This is a genomic window from Beijerinckia sp. 28-YEA-48 (assembly GCF_900104955.1).
GTDB lineage: Bacteria > Pseudomonadota > Alphaproteobacteria > Rhizobiales > Beijerinckiaceae > Terripilifer.
Map to the genome: position 1 here is coordinate 1,481,336 of NZ_FNSI01000001.1, position 21,288 is coordinate 1,502,623.

Sequence of the window (21,288 nt, forward strand, 5' to 3'; positions counted from 1 at the left end):
GACCATGAAAAAAGCGACCATGAAGCCGAGCGGTGCGACGGAAGCCGAGCATTCCGCCACGCAGCTGATCGACGGGAGAATCAAGGAGCTGGGCGATTGGCGAGGCGAGATGCTGGCGCGGGTCCGCACGCTCATTCAGCAGGCCGTCCCCGATGTGGTCGAGGAGTGGAAATGGCGCGGCGTGCCGGTGTGGTCACACGCCGGCATCATCTGCACCGGCGAGACCTACAAGGCGGTCGTGAAGCTGACCTTCGCCAAAGGGGCGGCGGTGGAAGACCCGTCAGGCCTTTTCAATTCCAGCCTCGAAGGCAACACCCGGCGCGCCATCGATATTCATGAGGGCGACAAGATTGACGAGAAGGCGCTGAAGACGCTCATTCGCGCCGCCTCGGCCCTGAACATGTCGGCAAAAGCCAAGAAAGCAAAGAGTGTGAAGTAGCGAGAGGCACTTGTGGACCATCCTCCAGGCCCGCTTGACCATTTGGCTTGCGGCTTTTAATTAACAGACTGACCGCTCGGTATACTATCCATTCACCATGGCTCGCCCGCTCAATCTCGAAGACCATCAAGCCCGTCGCCAGGCGATCCTGGAGGCGGCGAAGGCGTGTTTCGGGCGGAAGGGTTTTCATCAGACGACGACGGCTGAGATCTGCGCCGAGGCTGGGATCAGCACCGGCAATCTGTTCCATTATTTCCGCTCCAAGAAAGCGATCATCGCCGCCATCGTCGAGCAGCAAGGCGACGAGACGAAGAGCCATCTGGAGGGCTTGGCGAGCGCGGGCGATCTCTACGGCGCGTTGCACGGCTTCTTCGACTTCGTCATTGCTTTGGCCGGCGAACCCGATTTTGCCAATTTGGCGTTGGAGATCGCGGCGGAAGCCAGTCGCGATCCCGAGATCGGCGCGCTCGTTCGACAGAATGATGCGCTCTTGCGCGAGGGCCTGACGGTGCTGGCCAGCGAGGCCATCAGGCGCCAGCAGATCGCGCCGGGTCTCGACGCGGCGGAGGTGGCGCTTGGCATAGCCGCCCTGATTGACGGCCTGTTCGCCCGCGTCGCCATCGACCCGATGTTCAATGCGCAAGGTCAGCGCAACACATTTCTGCTGATGCTCGAACGCTTTTTACAACCGAAGGCGAAGTAGCCATGCCTGCACCCCTGCCCGATCCGCGCATCCTGAACGTCGACGGGCTGCGCGGTTTTGCCTTGCTCGGCATTCTGGTCGTTAATATCACCGCCTTCGGTTCGCCCTTCTATGGGCTCGACATCGCCGATCCGATCTTCGCCGATCCGTTTGATAAGGCGATGCGCCTGTTCATTGCTTTGTTATTTGAGACCAAGTTCTATCTCTTGTTCTCCTTCCTCTTTGGATACAGTTTCACATTGCAGATGGCTGCTGCAGAGCGCGTCGGCGAAAGCATCGCACCGCGCATGCTGCGCCGTGTCGCCGGCCTCTGGCTTATCGGCCTCATCCATGCGGTGTTTCTGTTTCGCGGCGACATCCTCACCACCTATGCGGTGCTGGGTGTGATCCTGCTCTATCTGCGCGATGACAACGATGGGCCGTTGCTCAAGCTCGCCGCCGGCCTGATTGCCGCGACTGTTCTGCTCTGGGCGGCATTCGCCGTGCTCGATGTGTTTGCGCCCGTGGGCGACGATCCGATCAGGATGTTCGACCAGGCCTATCAGATCCAGTCGGCCTATGTGGGCACGGCGCGCGAGGTGATTGGCCAGAATATCAGCGCCATGTCATCCATGTGGATCATTCTGGCGCTGCTGCAGGCGCCCTGCGCGCTAGCCATGTTTCTCCTTGGCCTGGTTGCCGGACGGCGACAGATGTTGGTGCGGCCGCAGCAGCACGAGCCGTTGCTGCGTGGCCTGACGAAACTGGGTTTTCTCATCGGCCTGCCTGGTGCGATCCTCTATGCGCTGAGTGGCGCCTTTCTCACCGGCACACCCTGGGTCATTGCCGGCCTGGCGATCGGCCTCGCCACAGCGCCATTCCTCACCGGCGCTTATATCGCGCTTGGCCTGCGGCTGTTCCAAACGTCGTTTGGTGCGCGCATTCGCGCCGCGCTCGCGCCTGCCGGCCAGATGGCGCTGACAAACTATCTTCTGCAGTCGCTTGTCTGCGCGCTGATTTTCTACGGTTACGGTCTCAAGCTGATCGGCCAGCTCTCGCCCTTCATCGTCTTCGTCATCGGGCTGGAGATTTTTATCGTGCAGCTCCTGCTTTCACGCTGGTGGCTGGCGCGCTACGCTTACGGGCCGGTCGAATGGTTGCTGCGCGCCGCCACGCTGGCGGCATGGCCACGTTGGCGCAAACCGTCCGCAGCACGTGCGGCGCCGAGTGTCTGACGGATACGGCCGAATGATGGCAGATTGGAACGGAACGGTGCATTGCCCGACACTCAGGAGATGGCCGTAACCATGAATGAAGCTGAAGATCATCGCGTTCGGGTCGCTGCGGAACGGCGCGCCCGCATGCGGCTTCGCCTCCTGCAAGCGGTGCTCGACACATGCGCCACGCAAACCGAGGGCGGGTTGCCGGCCCTGGACGAGGTCGCTGCGCGCGCAACCGTCTCCAAGGCTACATTCTACAAATATTTCACCTCCGTTGAGGAAGCGGTCGACGAGGTCGGCCGCAACCAGGTGGATGAAATGATCCACACGCTCATGGCGTTGTTCGACGGCCCTGAGACACCGTTCTTTCGCATGACTGTCGCTATTCAGCTCTTTCTTCTGCGCGGTGTGCTGACGCCAGCCTGGGCCGCGTTCGCCTCGCGACCGGACACGCTTGCCTATGACAACATCTTGTTGCGGGGCATTACGACTCATCTTGAGGCCTCGCGCGAAGCCGGCATCCTCCATTTCACCGACGCGGAAGCCGCCGCGACGATTGCGATTGGAACCTTGCGGGAAGCGATGGGCCATCTGGCGCGTCGCAACGGCGATATCAGGCGCGAATATGTCGAGGAAGTGGAGGTCATGATCCTCCGCGCGATTGGTATGGAACTCGACGCCGCGCGCAAGGCGGTGCGCGATGCGGTCGTGTTCATCCGCGGCATCGGGCCGGACCGTCTCGCCTGGTGGCGAGACCCCTGGACGGCTGGCAGCGGTGGTGAGGCCAGCCGCCGCCCCGCTCTGCTCAAACCGGCATGAGTGCAGGTTCGACACCCGCCAGCATGCGCCCATAAAGCTCATAGTTGCTGGCCAGATTGACGAAGGGATGGGCGGTGCCGACTTTGACATCCTGCCAGATGCGGTTCGCCGTGTTGCCAGTGCGCGAGAAGGACCCGCCGCTGGCGTCCGCCAGCAAGTCCACGGCTTCCCAAACGAGTTGATTGGCGAAAGCGCTGTCGCGGCACAGCGCCGCCCGTTGGATCTGCTCCATATACGTGCCGGACGCGGCCCACGCGTCGATTTCGCGACACAGCTTCTCGACGATGGTGCGAGCGGCGTCGATCTTGGCGCTGGCTTGGCCGAGTTGCAGATGCGTCACCGCCGCTTCGCCCTGTTTGCTGTACGGCGTCAGCTTGATGTCGCGCTTCGGCAGCGTGTGCAGAAACTCTTCTACCATGTGTTGGCCCAGGCCAAGTACAGGGAAAGTCAGGACACTGACCATCAAGGGGGCGAACGCGCTGCGGTAGAGCGCTTCGTTGGGAAATGTCCGCGGCTGCCTCCCCTCGTTGCAAGCGAACAGACCGACGATGTGATCATCGGGAATGAACACGTTCTCCATGCTGACGTTGGAGCTACCGCTGCCTCGGATGCCGGTGGTGTCCCAGTCGTGCAGAATGGTGACATCGCTCATTGGCACGAGCGCGATGCCTGGCCCGATCGGTTCGCCCGCCGCATTGAACATGGGCACGCCGAGGAGATCCCAATCGGCCTGATAGACGCCGGAGTTGAAGAACCACATTCCCTTGTCGACGATAATCCCGCCGTCGACGCGGTGCGCCTTGACGGCGCGGTTGGAGAACACCCCCGCGACGCACGTGCCCGGTTTGGCGAAGACCTTGTCGGCAACGTGTTTCGGGTACAGGCCGGCCGCCATCCAGTTGCAGGCGGTGACCAATGTCACCGCCCAAGCGACGCCGCCGTCGCCGCGGCCCAATTCGGCGACTGTCCGCATCCAGGTCGAGATGTCCGCTTGCAGCCCGCCGTAAGCGCGCGGCACCGTCAGGGCGTACACGCCAGCGCGCTTCAGCTTGTCGACCACGTGCTGCGGCGGACGTCCGAGACGGTCCGATTCTGCCTGAGCCGCCCGCAATTCCGGCACGAAGTCCCTCGCCCACGCGACAACGTCGAACGTCGCCTCTTGAACGGCCTGATCGGCAATCAGAGCACCCATCTCCTATCTCCGGTTTTAATAATAGACTTGTAATCTACTATGAAACGGGTACGGTGGTTTAGATGACGAGTCAATCGGCTCATCAAGTCGGCATACGCGCCGCTTTCAGCCGCTTCGCTATTCTATTTCTTGGGGACGCACGAGCCATCTAAAGTTCAAAATAGACTATACGCCTACTATTCTTTGGATCGTTCGGTCCGGAGGATATCTAAGAAAGGATGGGGGGATGGAGAGGCAAAGCGGAGCCGGAACGAATTCGGTCGGTAGTGACCATGCGTGGTTGGTTTTGCTCGGCGCGGGGCTCTGCATGTTCTGCGGGCAAGCCGCCACGATGCTCTTCACCTTCGGCGTGTTCGCGCCCGAAATCGCAACCGCGACCGGCTGGTTGCCGGTGACGATCGCAGCGGCCATCGGACCGGCGACGATTGCAGGCGCACTCCTCGCTCCAATCGCGGGCCGCGCCGCCGATGCATTCGGTGTGCGCCGCATGGTGCTGATCGGTGGCCCTGCCTATGCGGTCGGGTTTGTCATGCTCGGGCTTCTGCCACATGACCCTGTCCAGTTCATCGCCCTGCTGGCGCTGGTCAGCGCGCTCGGCTTCGCCGCGACACCCGTGCTGTACGCGCAGCTCGCAACGCTCTGGTTTGCACGACGGCGCGGCCTTGCGTTGAGCCTGATTTTCGCCTGCACGTCGTTAGGCGTCGCGTTCTGGCCTCCCCTCGCCGCCAAGCTGATCGACCTCTATGGCTGGCGCATAGCCTATATGACATTGGGAACGGCCGCAGGGTCTGTCATTCTTCTCAGCGCCTTGTTCCTGCTCCGCGATCCGCTCACAATGACGCCCTCGGTCGCGCCATCGGGCTCGCACGCCATTGCGCCAGGAATGAGCTTGCCCGAGGCCCTGCGCGGCGGCACCTTTTGGGTTCTCATGGCCGTGTTTGTGATCCTGACCGGCGTCATGGCCGGCATCATCGTGAATCTGCCCGTCATTCTACGACAACTAGGTGTCCCACCGCTCAGCGCCGCCTCAGTGATGGCGGTGGTCGGAGCGGCCATGTTCATCGGCCGCTTGTCTGCCGGCCTCATGCTCGACCGCTGGTTTTCGCCCTATGTTACCGCCGCCTTCACGCTGCTGCCGATCGCCGGCCTGGCGGCTCTGCTCGTCGATTTGTCTCCGACCACGCTTTACCTCGCTGCGGTGTTCCTCGGCCTGGGGCTCGGATCGGAAATGGACGCCGCAGCCTACATCGTTTCGCGGGCGTTCGGGGTTCGCTGGTTCGGCGCGATCTACGGTGTGATCACACTGAGCTACGGTTTAAGCAGCGCCATCGGACCGGCGATGACGGGAGCGGCCCTGTCGAGCGGGATTTCTCCCCACACGGTGTTCGCCATCGGCTTGGCGATGCTGGTGCCGGCCCTGCTTCTCCTACTAAGCCTGCGGCGCCGCCATCTTCCCTTCAGCGTTGACGTCCTTGTTGAGACTGACCGTCTTGCGGAGGTGCGATAATGTTGCAGGATCACTTGATCGATCAGATGCAGCCGGGCCGCCGTGGCTTCCTGATCGCCGCCGCCTTAGTCGGTTCGGTCGTGACACCCGCGTCCGCGCAGCAGCCGCCGCGCGACGCGAACGAGCCGCGTGGTTCTCACGGATCCTTGGACGGCCCCAATGGTGACATTCTGGATGGCCTGCGGATCGCAGACCTCATTCAACGTGAGAGAGCGGCGCGGGATGCCGGCCAATGGGAGGACATGGCCGCGTCCTACCACCCGCAATCCATTGTGGACGTTTCCTGGTACCTCGGCGACGGCGCCGGATTTGTTGCCGCCAGTCGTCGCAACGCCGCCAGTGGACGGCTAAGCCTGCACCAGCTCGCCCCCACCGTGACGAGAGTAGCCGGCACACGCGCGCTTGCTGAGACACCATGCCAGCTCCTCAGCTTCGTGCCGGTCGACGGTGTTGATGTGTGTATGGTCGGCACCGTCCGGCTGTTGTGGCGCGCGCAGATGCTTGATCGCCGATGGCTGATCGCGGGATTGCGCATGATCTACATCAGGGACTTGATTCTTCCATGCGATCCCGGCCGCCTGCCATCGATCAACGCGGCAGAACTCGCCAGCTACAGAACCTCCTATCGTTTTCTGAGCTATGTTCTGGCCCGGTCGCCAAACCGTCCCCGTGATGACCTTCCCGGTATTGATCGACCAGAATTGGTCGAGACACTCCGCACAGGTGAAAAGCAGTGGCTAGGGCAAGGGTGAGTGGTTGCTTGCTGAAGGCATGGAGCCTCGCGGTTTGTGGGCGTGATAAGCGCGCGGTGATTTGCAGCCGAGCGCAAGGTGCGGCCGCACTGTTATGCGCATCGCTCCACGATCGATCACAGGGCTATTGTCAGGCCGGCAAAAAAAGATAGTCTTCTAATCAAACAACGAGAGTCCCGATCGATCGGGCTCGCGTTGGGCCAATTGTCCTGGGAGGGAACATGCGCGCTTCTTTGATCGCGGCCGGCTTATTGCCTTTGGTTTTGCCAACCGGCGCCTTCGCCCAGCAAGGTCCGATCAAGATCGGTCTGATCCTCCCACTCTCGGGAACCTTCGCGCCAAATGGCGAAGACACTTTAACCGGCACGCGTATCTACTTCGATTCCATCGGCAATCAGGTGGCGGGCCGCAAGATCGAGCTGATCGTAGAAGATGAACAGGGCCGCCCTGACGTCGGACTGACCAAGGCGCGCAAGCTGGTCGAGAACGACAAGGTACAGATTCTCGCCGGCTTCGTTTCCACCGCCGTCGCATTGGCGGTGAACGATTACGCTCGCGAAAAGAAAATTCCGACGGTGATTTCGGGCGATGCCGGCTCCAATGAGTTGACCATGCCCGGCCCGCTCTTCAATCCTTACGTCGTGCGTACATCGCAGAACGGCCGCACGCCGGCTGCTGCTGCGGCGGCCTTCGCTTACAAACAGGGTTGGCGCAAAGTCGCCACCATGACATCGGACTATGCTGGTGGCTTCGATACGATCGGCGGTTTCGCGCAGGCCTTCTGCAAGCTCGGCGGCACGATTGTGCAGGAGCAATATCCGCCCGTTAACACCAACGACTACGGCCCCTATGTCACCAACGTGCAGTCAGGTGTCGATGGCGTCGTCACCTTTTTGCCGGGCAGCGCCGGTTTGAAATTCGTCAAGCAATTCGACGAGTTGGGCATGAAGGCGAAATATCCGCTGATGGATATCTTTGGCCAGATCGTCTACGAGCCGTTTCTGCCGCAACTGGGCGACGCGGCGCTCGGTATCTACTCCACCCTGCACTATGCGCCGACGCTGCAGACGCCGGAAAACGAAGCCTTCGTCGCCGAATATATGAAGCGCGCCAAGCGCGTCCCAAGCGACAACGGCCCCGACGGCTGGGCTGGCGCCAGAGCCATCGCCGATGCCATCAAGGCGGTGGACGGCAAGGTCGAGGATACGGAGAAATTCCTGGCCGCCTTCAGGGCCGATAAGTTCCCCTCGCCGAAGGGCAATATCTCCTTCGACAAATACGGCCAGCTCATCCAGACGATGTATGTGCGCAAGGTCGAAAAGACCAAGGATGGCTATGCCAATGTGGTCATCGAGAAATTCGACAATGTCGATCAGTTCTGGCCGATGACCGAGGCCGAGATTGAATCCTACAAATATCGCTACAGCGAATTGAAAGGCTCGATGACGAACTGCGCCAAGGTTCTGGAAAAGAAATAGCGCAGCCCATGATCTGGGTCATCCACACGCTGAACGGCGTCTCCTTCGGCATGCTGCTGTTTCTGCTCGCGGCCGGCTTGTCGCTGATCTACGGCCTGATGAAGATTTTGAACCTGACGCACGGGTCCTATTATCTCATCGGCGCCTATATCGGCTCGACGATCATCGCCAAGACCGGCAGTTTCGCTTTGGCTTTGATCATCGCCCCCTTGATCGTCGCTCTCCTTGGCGCCGTGATGGAGCGCTATTTCCTGCGCCGCTTCCATCTGCAGGAACTGCCGCAGACCCTGCTCACCTTCGGCTTCCTGTTCATCTTCTCCGACCTGATGCTGTGGATCTGGGGCGGCGATCCGATCGTTCTGCCTAAACCTGCGGCCTTTTCCGGCTCGATCTCGATCGGCGACGCGCGCTATCCAACTTATCGGCTGGCGCTGATCGGCGTCGGCCTGATCGTCGCGCTCGTTCTGTGGTGGTTTCAAGAGCGCACGCGGCTCGGCGCCATGTTGCGCGCCGGCGTCGATGATGCCGAGATCGCCGGCGCGCTCGGCATCGACGTGTCCCTGCTGTTCACGCTCGTCTTTGCTGTCGGTGCGCTCTTGGCCGCACTTGGCGGTGTGCTCGGCGGTCCGATCATCGGGGCGCAACCAGGCGCTGATTTCGAGGTCATGCTGCTGGCCTTTGTCGTCGTGATCGTCGGCGGACTGGGCAGTCTGCGCGGCGCCTTGATTGGCGGCCTGCTGGTCGGCCTGCTCGACAATTTCGGCAAGATCTTCTTTCCCGAACTCGCCCTGTTCACGATCTTCGTGCCGATGGCGATCATTCTCTCTTTCCGGCCGACGGGCCTGTTCGGGCGCCTGTGATGTACCGCAATCTCATCGTCATCGCCCTCGCGGTAGTCGTCTTCGTAGCGCTACCCTTCGTGCTGCCGTCCTATTATGTCGGCCTCACCACCAAGATCCTGATCTTCGCGCTTTTTGCCATGAGCCTTGATCTGCTCATCGGCTATACCGGGCTTGCCTCCCTGGGCCATGCCGCCTTCTTCGGCGTCAGTGCCTATACGATCGGCGTTTTGTCGGTAAAGCTGCGGATGTCCGAATGGATCGCCTTTCCCGCTGGTCTCGCCATGGCGACGGCGCTGGGGGCACTGTTCGCGCTGTTGGCGTTGCGGGCTCGTGGCAGCTATTTGCTGATGATCACGCTGGCTTTGGCGCAGGTGGTCTGGGGCATTGCGTTCGGTTGGCGCACTGTGACAGGCGGTGACGACGGCCTGCCCGGCCTGCGTCGCCCAGCCTTCATTACCGACGAGACCTCATTCTATTTCTTCGTCCTTGCTTTGGTCGCCGCCTCGGCGCTCGTCCTTGTCGCGCTCATCCGCTCGCCTTTCGGACTGGCGCTGCAAGGCATTCGCGAAAGCGAAAGCCGCATGCAGGCGCTCGGCTTTAACGTCTGGCGGCATCAATTCGCGGCCTTTGTCATCGCTGCCGCCTTCGCCGGTCTCGCCGGTGCGCTCTATGTCTATTACAATCGCTTCGTTAGCCCGGATTTTCTGCATGTGGTGCGCTCAGCCGAAGTGCTGATCATGGTCATCATCGGGGGCGTCGGCACTCTGCTCGGCCCGGCCATCGGCGCGGCGGCGATCATCCTGCTGGAAGACATCATCTCCTCGCAGACCCAGCACTGGCTGCTGGCGCTGGGCATCATCTATGTGGTGACGACCCTGTTCGCGCCGCGTGGCCTGATCGGGCTCTATCGCGAGCGCTTCAAGCGGGGGCGCAAGTCATGACCCCGCAGGTGAAAGCACTCGACGTCGAGAACGTGGCGAAGAATTTCGGCGGCGTGCGCGCACTAACAGACGTGACGCTGTCTATGGTGCCGGGCGAACGCCTGGTGCTGCTCGGCCCGAACGGCGCCGGCAAGACGACGCTGTTTCATTCCATCTCCGGCAATATCATCGCCTCGGCCGGCCGCATCCGTCTGTTCGGCCAGGACATCACCCAGTTGGCACCTGATGCCCGCGCCCGGCTTGGCCTCGCCCGCACGTTTCAGATTACCAATCTGTTTCGCCAGCTCACCGTGTTCCAGAACATCCAGCTCGCGGTCTGTGGCGCTCAACAGGTAACCTTCAAATTCATTCGGCCGATGACCGACTATACCACCGTCAAGGCCCGCGCCGATGCGCTGCTGGCGGATTGGAACTTGACCGATGTCGCCGACACGATCGTGCAGAACCTGTCTTATGGCGAGCAGCGACAGATCGAGGTGGTGATGGCGCTGGCAGGCGATCCAAAAATCCTACTGCTCGATGAGCCGACCTCTGGCCTGTCGCCGGCCGAGACCCATCGCGTCGCCGCCATGGTGCGGGCCTTGCCGCGCGATATGACCATTTTGATGATCGAGCACGACATGGACGTCGCCTTCGAGATCGCCGACCGCATCGCCGTGATGCATCAGGGGCGAATCATCGCCGAGGGTGACGAGGCGGCCATTCGCGCCAACCAGCAGGTCAGCGACATCTATCTGGGCGTGGAGTGAACCATGCTCCAAGTTGAAAACATCTACACCAACTACGGCTCGAGCCAGGTGCTGCAAGATCTGTCGCTCGAGGTGAAGCCCGGCGAGATCGTCGGTATTCTCGGCCGCAATGGCGTCGGCAAGACGACCTTGATGCGCTCGATCATGGGACTGACGCCGCCGCGTAGCGGCCGCATCCTGTTCGAGGGCACGGATATCACGCGGCTGGCCTCGCACCGGATCGCCAAGCTCGGCATCGGCTATGTGCCGCAGGGCCGGCGCGTCTTCCCGTCGCTCTCGGTGCGCGAACATCTTCAAGTGACCGCGCGGGAGCGCGAAGCGAGCCCGTGGACTTTCGCCAAGATGATCGAGCTCTTTCCCAATCTCGGCCAGAGGCTCGATCAATCCGGCGCCAAGCTGAGTGGTGGCGAACAGCAGATGCTGGCGGCGGGCCGCGCACTCGTCGCCAACCCGACTTTGCTGTTGATGGATGAGCCGACCGAAGGGCTGGCGCCCTTGATGGTGCGTGAGCTCGGCCGCCTGGTCGGCGCGCTCAAGGACAGCGGCACGGCGGTGCTGCTGGTCGAACAGCAGTTGGCCTTCGTGCTGAAATATGCCGATCGCGTTTATATCGTCGCCAAGGGCCAGATCGTTCATCACTGTCTGCCGGCGGAGCTTGCCACGGATAGCGAGATCAAAGCGCGCTATCTTGGCGTGTGACGCAAATCGTGTTTCGATAGAAGTACGATTTCGCCAAAGGTTATATTGCCTCGTCTTTGCAGCGTTTGACTAATCAAACGACGCTCTGAGCGCTTTGCCTTGTGAGGCAGCCTCACATAATATCATGCCTATCCGTATGATGTTTCAAAGGTAAAACGCTTCATGACGAAGATCGTCATTGTCGGCGGCGGCATTGCTGGCGCCTCTCTTGCCATCGCGCTTAAACGCCAGTCGGTCGATGCAATCCTGATCGAAAAGGATCTGCATTGGACGCCATCGAGTTCCGGGATTTTTCTCTATGCCAACGGGCTTGAGTCCGTACGCCAGCTCGGCGTGCTCGATGCGGTGCTGGAACGCGGTTGGGCCAGTGATGGACGCAACGTCTATCTGACGGCCGACGGCGGTTTCATCACTGAGACACGTTATCCGTCACGCGATCCCGATCACGTGCCGCCGATCGTCGGCATCAAGCGTTCAGACCTGCATCGTGCGCTCGCCGATGAAGTCAAACGTTTGGGCGTCGATATCAGGCTGGGCCAGACGGTGGAGAGTTTCGAGGACCAAGGCGCAGGCGTCATCGTGCGGTTGTCCGACGGCAGCGAGATCGCCTGCGATGGATTGATCGGCGCCGACGGCATCCGCTCGACGATCCGAGAAAAACTCTTCGGCAAGATGACACCGGAGTTCACCGGCTTTGGCACGTGGCGCAGCGTTCACAAGAAGCCGAAGGAGATCGACGTCAAGATCATGATGATGGGCGTCGGCAAGCGCCTCGGCATCATGCCGATCAGCGACGATCAGCTTTATATTTTCGCCACCACCAATGAACCGTCGAAGCCGCTCTACAATATCTCGCAAATGCATCAGGTGATGCGCGAGAAGCTTGCCGAGTTCAAAGGCCCGGCGGCGGCTCTGCTCGACGAACTGACATCGCCCGAAGGCGTGCTCTATACCGCGGTCGAGGAAATGGCGCTGCCCCTGCCCTGGAGCAAAGGCCGGGTTCTGGTGATCGGCGATGCCGCCCATGCCTGCACGCCCTATATGGGACAAGGCGGCGCCATGGCATTGGAAGATTCGCTCCTGCTGGCGCCGCGCATCGCCGCGTCAAACGATCTCGTCGCCACGTTCTCTGCCTTCGGCGTGTTGCGTCACGAGCGTTGCACCTTCGTCCGAAAAGTCTCGCGGCAGGTGGGCGATGCAGGCGGCAAGGAACTGGCCGATGACGTCGAGGCGCGCAACACGCGCTTGCAGACGCAGGGCCAAGCCGACGTCGATTCCTTTTATGCGCGCATGTTCGCGGGCACATGAAAACGCCGCGGATGAACCATCCGCGGCGCTGATACTTAACGTATGAAGACGTTAGCGGCAGACGCGCACTTGTTTCACGATTACGCGACCGTACGGACCACGCGTGCGCACGTTGGTGATGCGGCAAACCGGGCGATAGACCGGACGGGCATGACGATAGCCAGGCGGCCGATAATTCGGATGGCCAGGGCGATATTGCACATGATCGATATTGGTTTGCGCGGCAAGAGCCGGCGCTTGCGATACGGGCATCGCGCTAGCCGATCCGATCGCGCCCAAGGTCACCGCGCCCAGAACCGACGCCGCCAAAGTGAGTGCATGAAATCGCATTTTTGAATCTCCTTGGGTTACTTCAACAGGCCCTTCATGACGCCTCGAACGTGAACAAACTCTGAATAGACCGCATTACGATATTGTAAGAATCACGCTGCGGCACAATGCGAAGATTTGATGGCAACGCGCCATTTTTCATGTACATGACCATGCAAAAAGCTGCGCGAAGATATTCGCGCAGCTTTGGTCGTTTCGTCATGGAAGCAGTTACCGATGATACTTGATCAGTGTGTCTTGATCAGTGCGCCTTGGTCGCAGATACGAAGAGCACTATCGTTATTCGGCGTTCGTTACTTGACGTCTATTCATTAGACATGTCCGATCAGGCTTATCTGAAACAACAACGCCAACGCGCCAAATCAGCTCTCAGCTGCTTCCGGTGTTCCAGGTCCCGCAAGACCACCTTTGCGTCCCGCGCTCGAAGCAAGCGCCGGGTTACGCGAAAAGGCGCGGTTCTGCGGGTTCACCGATGAGCCGCCCTTGCGTCCAGCTTTGACGGCCAACTTCTTGTCTTTTGAAAACGCACGGTTCTCTGGCTTGACTGCCAGTCCGCCCTTTCTTGCCACTTCCCTGCGACGTTCCGCGCTCATGGAAGCAAAGCCTCGTTTCGATTTCTCAACCGCTGTCATTTTCTTGCCCCTCACCACTTTCGTCAGGCCATCACGAACCGTCGACGGCCCCTCCCACTTCGGTTGCTACTACAGATGACAAAATCAATTTTATGCTGCAAAAACAAAGGCAATATTTGTTCTTGTAGAGAACAAATATTGCCAAGGCGCAAGTTAATTGCACAAACACATATGATGAGCTTTTGTGCTTGGTGCTGCGTCACGCATTCACTGCTGCGGACTGCTTCAACGTCATCATCATAATAGTATGAATACGTGCTATTTTAGCTTGCTCGCCAGACAAGACTTTGGCCGATCATAGGAATTGAGTATTCCTTCACGCCGCCTCGTCGTCGATGCGCGAAAACCAGCAGCGGCACCTATCTCAATTACTACATAGGGCGCGCTTTTGTTGCGAGACCTAAGGATAGCGCGACGACTGATCTATTTAACGGCCAGACGGTACAAGAGCCTGCAAACAGCGCGACTCAGTATTCCCATTCCACGCCGATGCCGACCGAGGTTCGCCCGTCAGCGCCGACTTCGCCGACCCCGCGCACACGGCGTGTGATGTCGACATTGACGCCGACAGATGACTGTTCCGGCCTGGCGCCAGCTCGCACGCCGATGCTGACATTGTCGGAAATATAGCGCGACGCACCAGCACTCACGCCATTGGCATCCTCGCGGATATCCAACGAGTCGACGCCGAGCGATTTGCGCAGTTTCTCGAACACGTCGAGGCCCGGACCAGCGCCGGAGAATTGCGCCACCGATTGCGCCAGCATCACCGCCTGGAAGGCCGACAGGCTGCCGGATGGTTTGGCGAAGAGGATGCGCGACATCACCTCATCGGTCGGCAATTGCGGCTGCGAGCCGAAGCTGAACGACGGTTGCGCCGCTGGGCCGGAGACCTGGATCTGCAAGGTCGCGTCGCTCGATGTGGTCTCGGCGACGAAATCGATCTCGGGCGTCAGTCCGCCGGTGAAGGTCAGGCGGCCTTGCGTGATGTCGAGGCGCTTGCCGGCAATGCTGATACGGCCGCGACGCATGTCGAACTGGCCGATGATGACAGGCTTTTGCACGCTGCCGGACAGGCGCAGGTCGCCGCCGAATTCCGCATCGATGCCACGACCGCGCACGAACATGCGGTTTGGTGCCGACACGGCGACGTCAAGGCCAGCGTCGAAAGCGGATCTGGCCTTGGCGCGGGCTCTGGCCTTCTTTTCCAGCGCCAGGATTTCGCGGACGAAGGGACCGGGATCGATATGTTTGGTGTTGGGCAAGGGCCGCAAATTGATTGGCAGGCGCTCCGGCACGGTCACATCCATGGTGAGGATGGTGATCTTGCCGGCGACATTCGGCCGGGTACCAAGCGTACCGGTGATGTTGAGATCGAAATCGGCGGTGCTCGAGACGGTCTGCGTCGAACTCACCTGCGCGTTGCGCCCGGTGATATGAACGGTGCCAGGGAAGCCAGCGCCGGCGAGGTTGATCTTGCCGCTGCCGCTGATCGTACCGCCGTTGGGCGTCGTCGCCGACAATTGCTCGATGTTGAGCTCCCGCCCCGAACCGACGAGGCGCGTATTGATCTTCTCAAGCCGCACGCCGTTCAGGGGATCGGCAAAGGTGCCGCCAGCGAGCGTGGCGTTGCCGGCCACCTGCGGATCGGCAAGAGAGCCCGATGCACGCAGGTCAACATTGAGCTTGCCGCTCACCGTCTGACCATTGGCAGCCAGCATGGTGTTGGCGGCGCTCGCATCGATGGCGCCGCGGATATTGAGGTCCATGCGCGCGCTGCCGTCGATCGGCACGCGGCCGGTGACATTGAGGCTACCGGCCCTGCCGGCATTGATCTGCGCATTGACCGAGGTGGAGGTGCCCTCAAGACGTCCGTTGGCGGCGATATCAAGCGACGGCAGGCCGGAGGACCGCAACGAGGGATCGGACAGCTTGCCGATTTTCACATTCCAGTCGCCAGCCATGGACGAAGGCGTGCCGGTGATGCGGGCTTCGCCGTCGAGCGTGCCGCTGGCGGCGACGCCCGGTGTGACCAAGGCCGCGATCGCCAACGGAATCGCGCGGGCATTGACCGCGAGATTGAGCTGGCTCCCTGCCCGGCCGCTTGCTGTCAGCCGACCGCTGTCGGCGGCGATCGCCAATTGATCGAAGGAAGCAACGCCGTTCTGCCAATAGATCGTGGCGGGCGCAGCCAGGCTCAGCCGCCGGCCGTTGCCTCTGGCGTTGAACGATGTGAGATCGATGCGCGTGCGTTCGCCCGGCGCCACCGTTGCCTTGCCGTCGACGGCGATGCCACGCACTTCGCCGGAAAGATCCAGATTGGTCGACGACGGCGTGCCACGCGCCACCACTTGGAAGCGCGGAATGGTCGTGCCGGAAACTGTCGCGCCCTCAAGACGGGCCGTGGCGTCGATCGAGGGCTTGCGGAGCAGGTCCAACCCCTTGCCGCTGATGTCGAGGCGCGACACGGCGATGTCGCCAGCACGGATGGCATTGCCATTGGCGTTGATCTCGGCCGATTGCGCGCCGTCCTTGCCGATAAGCGTGATGTCGGCATTGAGCCGGCCCTGCATGTCGCGCAGCGCGAAGGCTGATAGGTCTTCCAGCGAGGGCGCATTGATCTTGATCGTACCGTTGGCAAGCCCGGACGGCGCCACCGTGCCGCTGGCGGCGATCGCGACACGACCGATGGTCAGATCCGACTGTGCGATCGTCCAACCGGCAACAGCCTTGGCCACCTGCACCGAACCGCGCGCGGCGCGGTTGTCGACATCGCCATCGAGCTTCAAGGCAAGCTTCGCCTGCCCCAACACATCGGTGCCGTCTATATCGAGCTGCAAGCGCCGGATCGGTCGTCCGACCGCCGTCGCCTTGTCGAGGGACAGCCTGCCCTTGAGGTCGGGACTGTTGAGATCACCCGTCACCTGCGCCGCCAGATTGGCGACGCCGGTCAACCGTTCATCGACCTGGCGGAGATCGGAAATCGCCGCGTCGACAGCCAACGCCGGCTTGGTCGCGGCGCCGGTCGCGGTCAGTTTCGCGGTCACATATTGTCCCGCGACCGACAACGCGCTCGCGCCGAAACCGGCGCTGGAATATTCGAACGGGCCGGACAGGGTCAGCCGTTCGCCGATCAGCTTGTCGAGCGCCGGCACGCCGGTCGTGAGCTTGCCAAGGCGACCGTCGAGTTTGGCGGCGTAGCTGTTGGCCTTGGGCCGTGCGTCGATATCCATGGCGAGATCGGCGCTGCCCGTGAGATCGCGCCCGGCGAGCTTGCTGAGCGGCACCAGGCTCGGCAGCGCCAATTGCAAGCGGCCTTTGACCTGATCGGGGGTCGCCGTGCCGGCATAGGCGATCGACGCGGTGTTGGTGGCGATGCGCAGGTCGTCGAAGGTCCAGACGCCATCAGCACCGATACGGCCACGGCTGCCGAGCTTCACCGGATCGGCCATCAGACCGACGAACCGCTCTGGCATCAAAGCGGCGACACGGCCTTCGCCATCAAGGGTGAACTGGCGGCCATCGCCCGCCTTCTCCAACCGCGCCTTGGCCTGCGCACCGATCGTGGGACCGGCGGTGAAGGTGAGATCGGCGGAAAAATCGTCGAGCTTGCCGTCGCCCTTGAGATTGAGTTCGACCGGTGGCCGGTTGGGGATCTGCAAGGCGCCAGCGACCATGCCGCCGGCCGGTTCATTGGCGGCGAGAGCGACCGACAAGACGGTTGTCTGCGGCTCATAATTGAGTTTCGCGGTGATCGTGCCCGGCGCGTCAAGACGCTGGACATTAATCTCGCTGTCGAGCCCGGCCGCGGCATCGCCGAGCTTGGCGCGACCATTGATGGTGATGCGGGCCGCCTGCCCGACAATATCAGGCCCCAGATCGATCTCGTTGACGCGGAAGCCGCGAATGTCGACGGCGACCGGCAGATCGGGAATGAGGGACTTCGGATCGAAGGGTTCGCTCTTGGCGGTCGCAGGCGTGGGGTCGCTCACCGGCTTGCGCAGCACCTCGACCTTGCCGGCCTCAAGCCCGTCCACTTCAAGCCGGCCGCGTAGCAGCGCCAGCCGTCGCCAAACCAGCCGTGCCTGATCGAGCTTGAACCAGACGCCGTTGCGATCGGAGATTTCAACATTGCGAATGATGGCATCTGACGACAGCGGCCCATCAATCGCACCGATAGAGATCTTCATGTCGGGCGACGAGACCATGCGCGAGATGAAGGAGGCGAGCACGCCTTTGTCTTCTTCGGCGCTGCTCAGCACAGTGTAGCTGGCCCAGAGGCCACCGGCGGTGAGCGTCACCACGGTGACGACGGCAAGGGAGCGAAGCGGGCTCAGTTTCATCAGAATGCCTGTCCCAACCCGACATAGACGCCGAAGCGCGGATCGTCGGGCTTGCGATTGAGTGGCATGGCGAAGTCGATACGCACCGGACCGATGGCGGTAAAATAGCGCAGACCGAGGCCGGCCGCGACCCGGATCCCGCCCTTGAAGTCAGGCAGCGACGAGGCGAAGGCATTACCGGCATCGACGAAAGGCACGATGCCGATCGTATCGGTGATCTTGATGCGGGCTTCGGCGGAGGCTTCAAACAGGCTGCGGCCGCCAATCGGCACCCCGAACGGCCCGAGCGGGCTCAGATAGCGATAGCGGAAGCCGCGCACAGAGCCGCCGCCGCCGGCGAAGAACCGATGATTGGCCGGAATATCAAGCAGGTTTGAGCCAGCGAGCGAGCCGACATTGACGCGACCAGCGAGGATATAGCGGGCGTCTTCATCGAGCGCGTAATAGGCGGTGACCTGGGCTTTCGACTGAATGAGATTGAGGGTCGAGCCGAAGGCCTTGGCATAGGGCGAGACCGAGGCGGTGACGCGGATGCCGCGTGTCGGGTTCAGGAGATCGTCGGTCGAGTCATAATTCGCCGCGGCCTGGAAGCCGACGAGCGTATAATCGGTGGTGCCGAGGATGTCCTGGACTCGGCCGCGTTCGGCATCGATGCCGAGCTGCACGCTGGCATATTCGGTGAAGCGGTGGCGGATCGAGATGGTGCCGCCAGCGGTCATGCTCCAATAGGAATTGGTGCGCTCACGCTGGATGCCCGTATCGATCAGGAGATCGTTGCGCGTGCCCCCCAACGCCGGCTTGATGAAACTGGCCTTCAGGCGACCGACGATATTCTGCGCATCGAAGGTTTTGATGCGGCGGAACTGCTGCCCGCCGGTCGGCGCGGCGAAGCCGAGTTCCGCATCGATGCGCAGTCGTTCGGCGCCGCCGAATAGATTGCGATCCATCCACCAGGCGCGCAGCGACGGTCCGTCGAAGGTGGAATAGGAGGCGGAAGCGCCGACGGCGTGGCGTTTGCGCTCGGAGACCGTGACATCGAGCGGCAGATTGCCATTGGCATCGAGATGATCGGCTTCGTCGATACGCACCGAGCCTATGGCATCGATCTTCGAAATGGATTTACGTGTCTCGGTCAGGCGGCGCGGATAATAGGGCTCGCCCGGCTGTAGATAGATGAAGGACTGAACGACGCTGGCCGGCACGTTCTGCGTGCCTTGTACGGTCACGGGGCCGAAGCCAGCCTTCTCGGAGGGATCGATGCTGATCGCCAGATCGACAACATTCAGCGGATGCTCGACCACAGGGGCGATCGACACCATTTTGGCGAGCGGGCGCGACTCTTCCCGCAGATAATCGACGGCGGCGGCGGCGCCAGCGCGAATATTGTTCGCGCTCGCCTCGTCGCCGGCTTTCAGGGGAAAGCCGCGGCGGCGTATGAGATCGGCGGCCAGCGGCTGGTTGGTGCGCGCATCAAACACCCGCACTTCGCGCAGATGAAACATCGGCCCCAGCGAAACCGCCACCGTCAGCGGCACAAGCTGGCGACCGCGCTGGGTCTCCGCTGCCGAGGCGGCAGACCGATTATCGCCATCGACGGCGAGGGCTCGCCCGGCAACCGTCATGCGGACGTCGGCATTATAATAGCCGGCAGCCCAGAGCGCTTCGGCCAAACGGGGGAAGTCGGCGGCGGCGCGGCGCACCAGCCCATCGCCGGAAGGCGGCGGGTCGCGACGCAGCGCCCAGGTGTTGGAGGCATCCTTGAGGGTTTGCAGCAGCGTCTTGTCGTCGACGCCGGTGATCTGCAAGTCGTAAGGCAGGGTCTGCTGGGTGGGCTGCGGCAAGGCTTCTTCGCTGCCAAACAGGCCGAAGAAGTCAAACGCCCTCGCCTGCCCAAATAAGGCAGGTGTGACCAGAACAGCTAACGCCACCGCCCATACGAAACGCAAAACAGCAAAACTCCCGGCTTTCCTCTGCCCCTTTCAGAGGCTGCCGCAAAATCAATCGATCAAATAAATCCGCCCCAGGCCCATCCTTGCCTGTCCCTGACTAACAAACCACCAATTCTTCGCAATTGTTCCAGGATCCGACCCAAGTCATGGCCGTGGTTCGGCCGAACACTTAAGCCAGCCCACTCAAAACTCTCACTTGAAACTACAGATTTATGCCGTATCTATATGTTATATAATGCATTCATAGAAAAACCATTGGCGGATGGATCGAGCTGCCCACTGCGTCCATTTTACTGCCAAGGATGCGAAAAAACGAGGGCTATTTCGGGGCTAGCGCCATAGTTCAGCGTGCAGAATCGAACTCAACTAGTCCTGTACATGACTCATTGACTCCCCGCCGCACGTCCTTATGGTGCGCGGCGAGAGGTGTCCTATGAAGCGACTTATATTGACTGCGGCCGCATTGATCGTCTCGGCGACGGGGATTGCAACCGGAGTTCTTGCCCAGACTTACCCGGACAAGGTCGTCCGCATGGTCGTGCCCTTCCCGGCCGGCGGCAGCTACGACGTGATCGCCCGCCTGATCGGCGCGGGCTTGGGCGAACGCTGGGGCCAGCAGATCGTCATTGATAATAAGGGCGGTGCAGCCGGTGAGATCGGCGCAGCCGCCGTCGCCACCGCGGCGCCTGATGGCTACACGTTGCTTTTGTTCGGCGACGGCATCCTCATCAACCAAGGCCTGATGAAGAACCGGGCCTTTCATCCTCTGAAGAGTTTCAGCCCCGTCACCTTGGTGGCGCGTTCGCCGCAGGTGCTCGTGGCGAGCCAAAGTCTCAATGTCACGAGCCTCACCGAACTTGTCGCGCGCAGCAAGGCCGGCAAGCTGGACCTTCCCTTCGGCACGGCGGGGTCTGGAACGCCAGGCCATTTGGCCGCCGAGCTGCTGGCTGCCAAGTCGGGCCTGCCGCTGCGCCACGTTCCCTATCGCGGTGGCGCGCCGGCGCTGGCCGACCTCCTCGGCAACCATCTCGGTCTCGTCTCGACCGGCCTGCCCGCTCTGATCGGCAGCATTCAATCGGGCAGCATCATTCCGCTGGCGGTTTCATCGGAAAAACGCTCGACGCTTCTGCCGAACGTGCCGGCGATGAATGAAAGCGTGCCCGGCGTCTTCCTCGATACCTGGTACGGCATTCTCGCGCCCGCCGGGCTGCCCGATCCGATCGCCCAGAAGATCTACACCGACGTTAGCGCCGTCATGCGTGCACCTGAGATGTCCACGAAGCTTGCCGAACAGGGGTTCGAATTTGTCGGCGGCAGCCCGGAGGAACTCAAAGGCGTGATGGAGCGTGATTTACCGCGTTGGCAGGAGGTCATCGACCTCGCAGGGATCAAGCCGGGACAGTGAT

The 21,288-nt window shown here is 61.5% G+C and carries 18 protein-coding genes; 13 read left to right on the forward strand and 5 right to left on the reverse strand.

What is annotated here, in order from left to right:
• Window positions 1-4 precede the first annotated feature (4 nt).
• The 4 genes from BLW50_RS06970 (at window position 5) to BLW50_RS06985 (ending at window position 3,160) form a co-directional block, all read left to right on the forward strand.
• The gene (locus BLW50_RS06970; protein WP_090699447.1) at window positions 5-439 is read left to right on the forward strand and encodes a DUF1801 domain-containing protein; all 435 of its coding nucleotides are present in this window, start codon (window positions 5-7) and stop codon (window positions 437-439) included.
• 97 nt (window positions 440-536) lie between these two features.
• Entirely contained in the window at window positions 537-1,142 is a 606-nt protein-coding gene (locus BLW50_RS06975) for a TetR/AcrR family transcriptional regulator (protein WP_090699450.1), read from the forward strand.
• A 2-nt stretch (window positions 1,143-1,144) separates the two neighbouring features.
• A complete protein-coding gene (locus tag BLW50_RS06980) occupies window positions 1,145-2,356 on the forward strand; it encodes a DUF418 domain-containing protein (RefSeq protein ID WP_090699453.1) in 1,212 nt (403 codons plus the stop codon).
• 72 nt (window positions 2,357-2,428) lie between these two features.
• Window positions 2,429-3,160, forward strand: coding sequence for a TetR/AcrR family transcriptional regulator (locus BLW50_RS06985; RefSeq protein WP_170850025.1), 732 nt, complete (start codon window positions 2,429-2,431; stop codon window positions 3,158-3,160).
• On the opposite strand, the gene BLW50_RS06990 is transcribed toward BLW50_RS06985, so the two are convergent.
• Window positions 3,147-4,352 carry an acyl-CoA dehydrogenase family protein gene (locus BLW50_RS06990; RefSeq protein ID WP_090699458.1) on the reverse strand — a complete coding sequence of 402 codons (1,206 nt, stop codon included), beginning with the start codon at window positions 4,350-4,352 and terminating at the stop codon, window positions 3,147-3,149. The genes BLW50_RS06985 and BLW50_RS06990 overlap by 14 nt on opposite strands.
• A 226-nt stretch (window positions 4,353-4,578) precedes the next feature.
• Between BLW50_RS06990 and BLW50_RS06995 the strand changes: the two genes are divergently transcribed.
• The 8 genes from BLW50_RS06995 to BLW50_RS07030 all read left to right on the forward strand — a co-directional run bounded on the left by BLW50_RS06995 (window position 4,579) and on the right by BLW50_RS07030 (window position 12,628).
• Window positions 4,579-5,859 carry an MFS transporter gene (locus tag BLW50_RS06995; protein WP_090699460.1) on the forward strand — a complete coding sequence of 427 codons (1,281 nt, stop codon included), beginning with the start codon at window positions 4,579-4,581 and terminating at the stop codon, window positions 5,857-5,859.
• Window positions 5,859-6,611, forward strand: coding sequence for a nuclear transport factor 2 family protein (locus tag BLW50_RS07000; RefSeq protein WP_090699463.1), 753 nt, complete (start codon window positions 5,859-5,861; stop codon window positions 6,609-6,611). Before BLW50_RS06995 ends, BLW50_RS07000 begins: the two co-directional genes overlap by 1 nt.
• A gap of 221 nt (window positions 6,612-6,832) precedes the next feature.
• A complete protein-coding gene (locus BLW50_RS07005; RefSeq protein WP_090699465.1) occupies window positions 6,833-8,089 on the forward strand; it encodes an ABC transporter substrate-binding protein in 1,257 nt (418 codons plus the stop codon).
• 8 nt (window positions 8,090-8,097) lie between these two features.
• Window positions 8,098-8,949 (forward strand): branched-chain amino acid ABC transporter permease, encoded by an 852-nt coding sequence (locus tag BLW50_RS07010; protein WP_090699468.1) that lies wholly within the window; start codon window positions 8,098-8,100, stop codon window positions 8,947-8,949.
• On the forward strand, window positions 8,949-9,872 hold the full coding sequence (locus tag BLW50_RS07015) for a branched-chain amino acid ABC transporter permease (protein WP_090699473.1): 924 nt from the start codon (window positions 8,949-8,951) through the stop codon (window positions 9,870-9,872). Before BLW50_RS07010 ends, BLW50_RS07015 begins: the two co-directional genes overlap by 1 nt.
• Window positions 9,869-10,621, forward strand: a complete 753-nt coding sequence (locus tag BLW50_RS07020; RefSeq protein WP_090699476.1) for an ABC transporter ATP-binding protein — start codon at window positions 9,869-9,871, stop codon at window positions 10,619-10,621. Before BLW50_RS07015 ends, BLW50_RS07020 begins: the two co-directional genes overlap by 4 nt.
• Window positions 10,622-10,624: 3 nt before the next feature.
• On the forward strand, window positions 10,625-11,320 hold the full coding sequence (locus BLW50_RS07025; RefSeq protein WP_090699480.1) for an ABC transporter ATP-binding protein: 696 nt from the start codon (window positions 10,625-10,627) through the stop codon (window positions 11,318-11,320).
• A 162-nt stretch (window positions 11,321-11,482) separates the two neighbouring features.
• Window positions 11,483-12,628 (forward strand): FAD-dependent monooxygenase, encoded by a 1,146-nt coding sequence (locus BLW50_RS07030; protein ID WP_090699483.1) that lies wholly within the window; start codon window positions 11,483-11,485, stop codon window positions 12,626-12,628.
• Between the two features lie 51 nt (window positions 12,629-12,679).
• Here BLW50_RS07030 and BLW50_RS07035 read toward each other — a convergent pair whose 3' ends face one another.
• From BLW50_RS07035 to BLW50_RS07050, 4 genes are all read right to left on the reverse strand, one after another.
• Window positions 12,680-12,958, reverse strand: a complete 279-nt coding sequence (locus BLW50_RS07035; protein ID WP_139267505.1) for a hypothetical protein — start codon at window positions 12,956-12,958, stop codon at window positions 12,680-12,682.
• 362 nt (window positions 12,959-13,320) lie between these two features.
• Window positions 13,321-13,590 (reverse strand): con-10 family general stress protein, encoded by a 270-nt coding sequence (locus BLW50_RS07040; RefSeq protein ID WP_090699489.1) that lies wholly within the window; start codon window positions 13,588-13,590, stop codon window positions 13,321-13,323.
• A gap of 467 nt (window positions 13,591-14,057) precedes the next feature.
• Complete coding sequence (locus BLW50_RS07045) at window positions 14,058-17,933, reverse strand: translocation/assembly module TamB domain-containing protein (RefSeq protein ID WP_090699492.1); 3,876 nt, start codon at window positions 17,931-17,933, stop codon at window positions 14,058-14,060.
• The gene (locus BLW50_RS07050) at window positions 17,933-19,879 is read right to left on the reverse strand and encodes an autotransporter assembly complex protein TamA (RefSeq protein ID WP_244544156.1); all 1,947 of its coding nucleotides are present in this window, start codon (window positions 19,877-19,879) and stop codon (window positions 17,933-17,935) included. The genes BLW50_RS07045 and BLW50_RS07050 overlap by 1 nt, the downstream gene beginning before the upstream one ends.
• Window positions 19,880-20,315: 436 nt before the next feature.
• Here BLW50_RS07050 and BLW50_RS07055 point away from each other — a divergent pair, with 436 nt between their 5' ends.
• Window positions 20,316-21,287, forward strand: coding sequence for a Bug family tripartite tricarboxylate transporter substrate binding protein (locus tag BLW50_RS07055; protein WP_170850026.1), 972 nt, complete (start codon window positions 20,316-20,318; stop codon window positions 21,285-21,287).
• Window position 21,288: the final 1 nt, after the last annotated feature.

Bases quoted from the DNA above. Each gene is read 5' to 3' on its own strand.
- BLW50_RS07010 (WP_090699468.1), top strand. From the start codon at position 8,098: ATGATCTGGGTCATCCACACGCTGAACGGCGTCTCCTTCGGCATGCTG.
- BLW50_RS07025 (WP_090699480.1), top strand. From the start codon at position 10,625: ATGCTCCAAGTTGAAAACATCTACACCAACTACGGCTCGAGCCAGGTG.
- BLW50_RS07020 (WP_090699476.1), top strand. From the start codon at position 9,869: ATGACCCCGCAGGTGAAAGCACTCGACGTCGAGAACGTGGCGAAGAAT.
- BLW50_RS07040 (WP_090699489.1), bottom strand. From the start codon at position 13,590: ATGACAGCGGTTGAGAAATCGAAACGAGGCTTTGCTTCCATGAGCGCG.
- BLW50_RS06970 (WP_090699447.1), top strand. From the start codon at position 5: ATGAAAAAAGCGACCATGAAGCCGAGCGGTGCGACGGAAGCCGAGCAT.
- BLW50_RS07045 (WP_090699492.1), bottom strand. From the start codon at position 17,933: ATGAAACTGAGCCCGCTTCGCTCCCTTGCCGTCGTCACCGTGGTGACG.
- BLW50_RS07000 (WP_090699463.1), top strand. From the start codon at position 5,859: ATGTTGCAGGATCACTTGATCGATCAGATGCAGCCGGGCCGCCGTGGC.
- BLW50_RS07015 (WP_090699473.1), top strand. From the start codon at position 8,949: ATGTACCGCAATCTCATCGTCATCGCCCTCGCGGTAGTCGTCTTCGTA.
- BLW50_RS06975 (WP_090699450.1), top strand. From the start codon at position 537: ATGGCTCGCCCGCTCAATCTCGAAGACCATCAAGCCCGTCGCCAGGCG.
- BLW50_RS07030 (WP_090699483.1), top strand. From the start codon at position 11,483: ATGACGAAGATCGTCATTGTCGGCGGCGGCATTGCTGGCGCCTCTCTT.
- BLW50_RS07035 (WP_139267505.1), bottom strand. From the start codon at position 12,958: ATGCGATTTCATGCACTCACTTTGGCGGCGTCGGTTCTGGGCGCGGTG.
- BLW50_RS06980 (WP_090699453.1), top strand. From the start codon at position 1,145: ATGCCTGCACCCCTGCCCGATCCGCGCATCCTGAACGTCGACGGGCTG.
- BLW50_RS06995 (WP_090699460.1), top strand. From the start codon at position 4,579: ATGGAGAGGCAAAGCGGAGCCGGAACGAATTCGGTCGGTAGTGACCAT.
- BLW50_RS07055 (WP_170850026.1), top strand. From the start codon at position 20,316: ATGAAGCGACTTATATTGACTGCGGCCGCATTGATCGTCTCGGCGACG.
- BLW50_RS06985 (WP_170850025.1), top strand. From the start codon at position 2,429: ATGAATGAAGCTGAAGATCATCGCGTTCGGGTCGCTGCGGAACGGCGC.
- BLW50_RS07005 (WP_090699465.1), top strand. From the start codon at position 6,833: ATGCGCGCTTCTTTGATCGCGGCCGGCTTATTGCCTTTGGTTTTGCCA.
- BLW50_RS06990 (WP_090699458.1), bottom strand. From the start codon at position 4,352: ATGGGTGCTCTGATTGCCGATCAGGCCGTTCAAGAGGCGACGTTCGAC.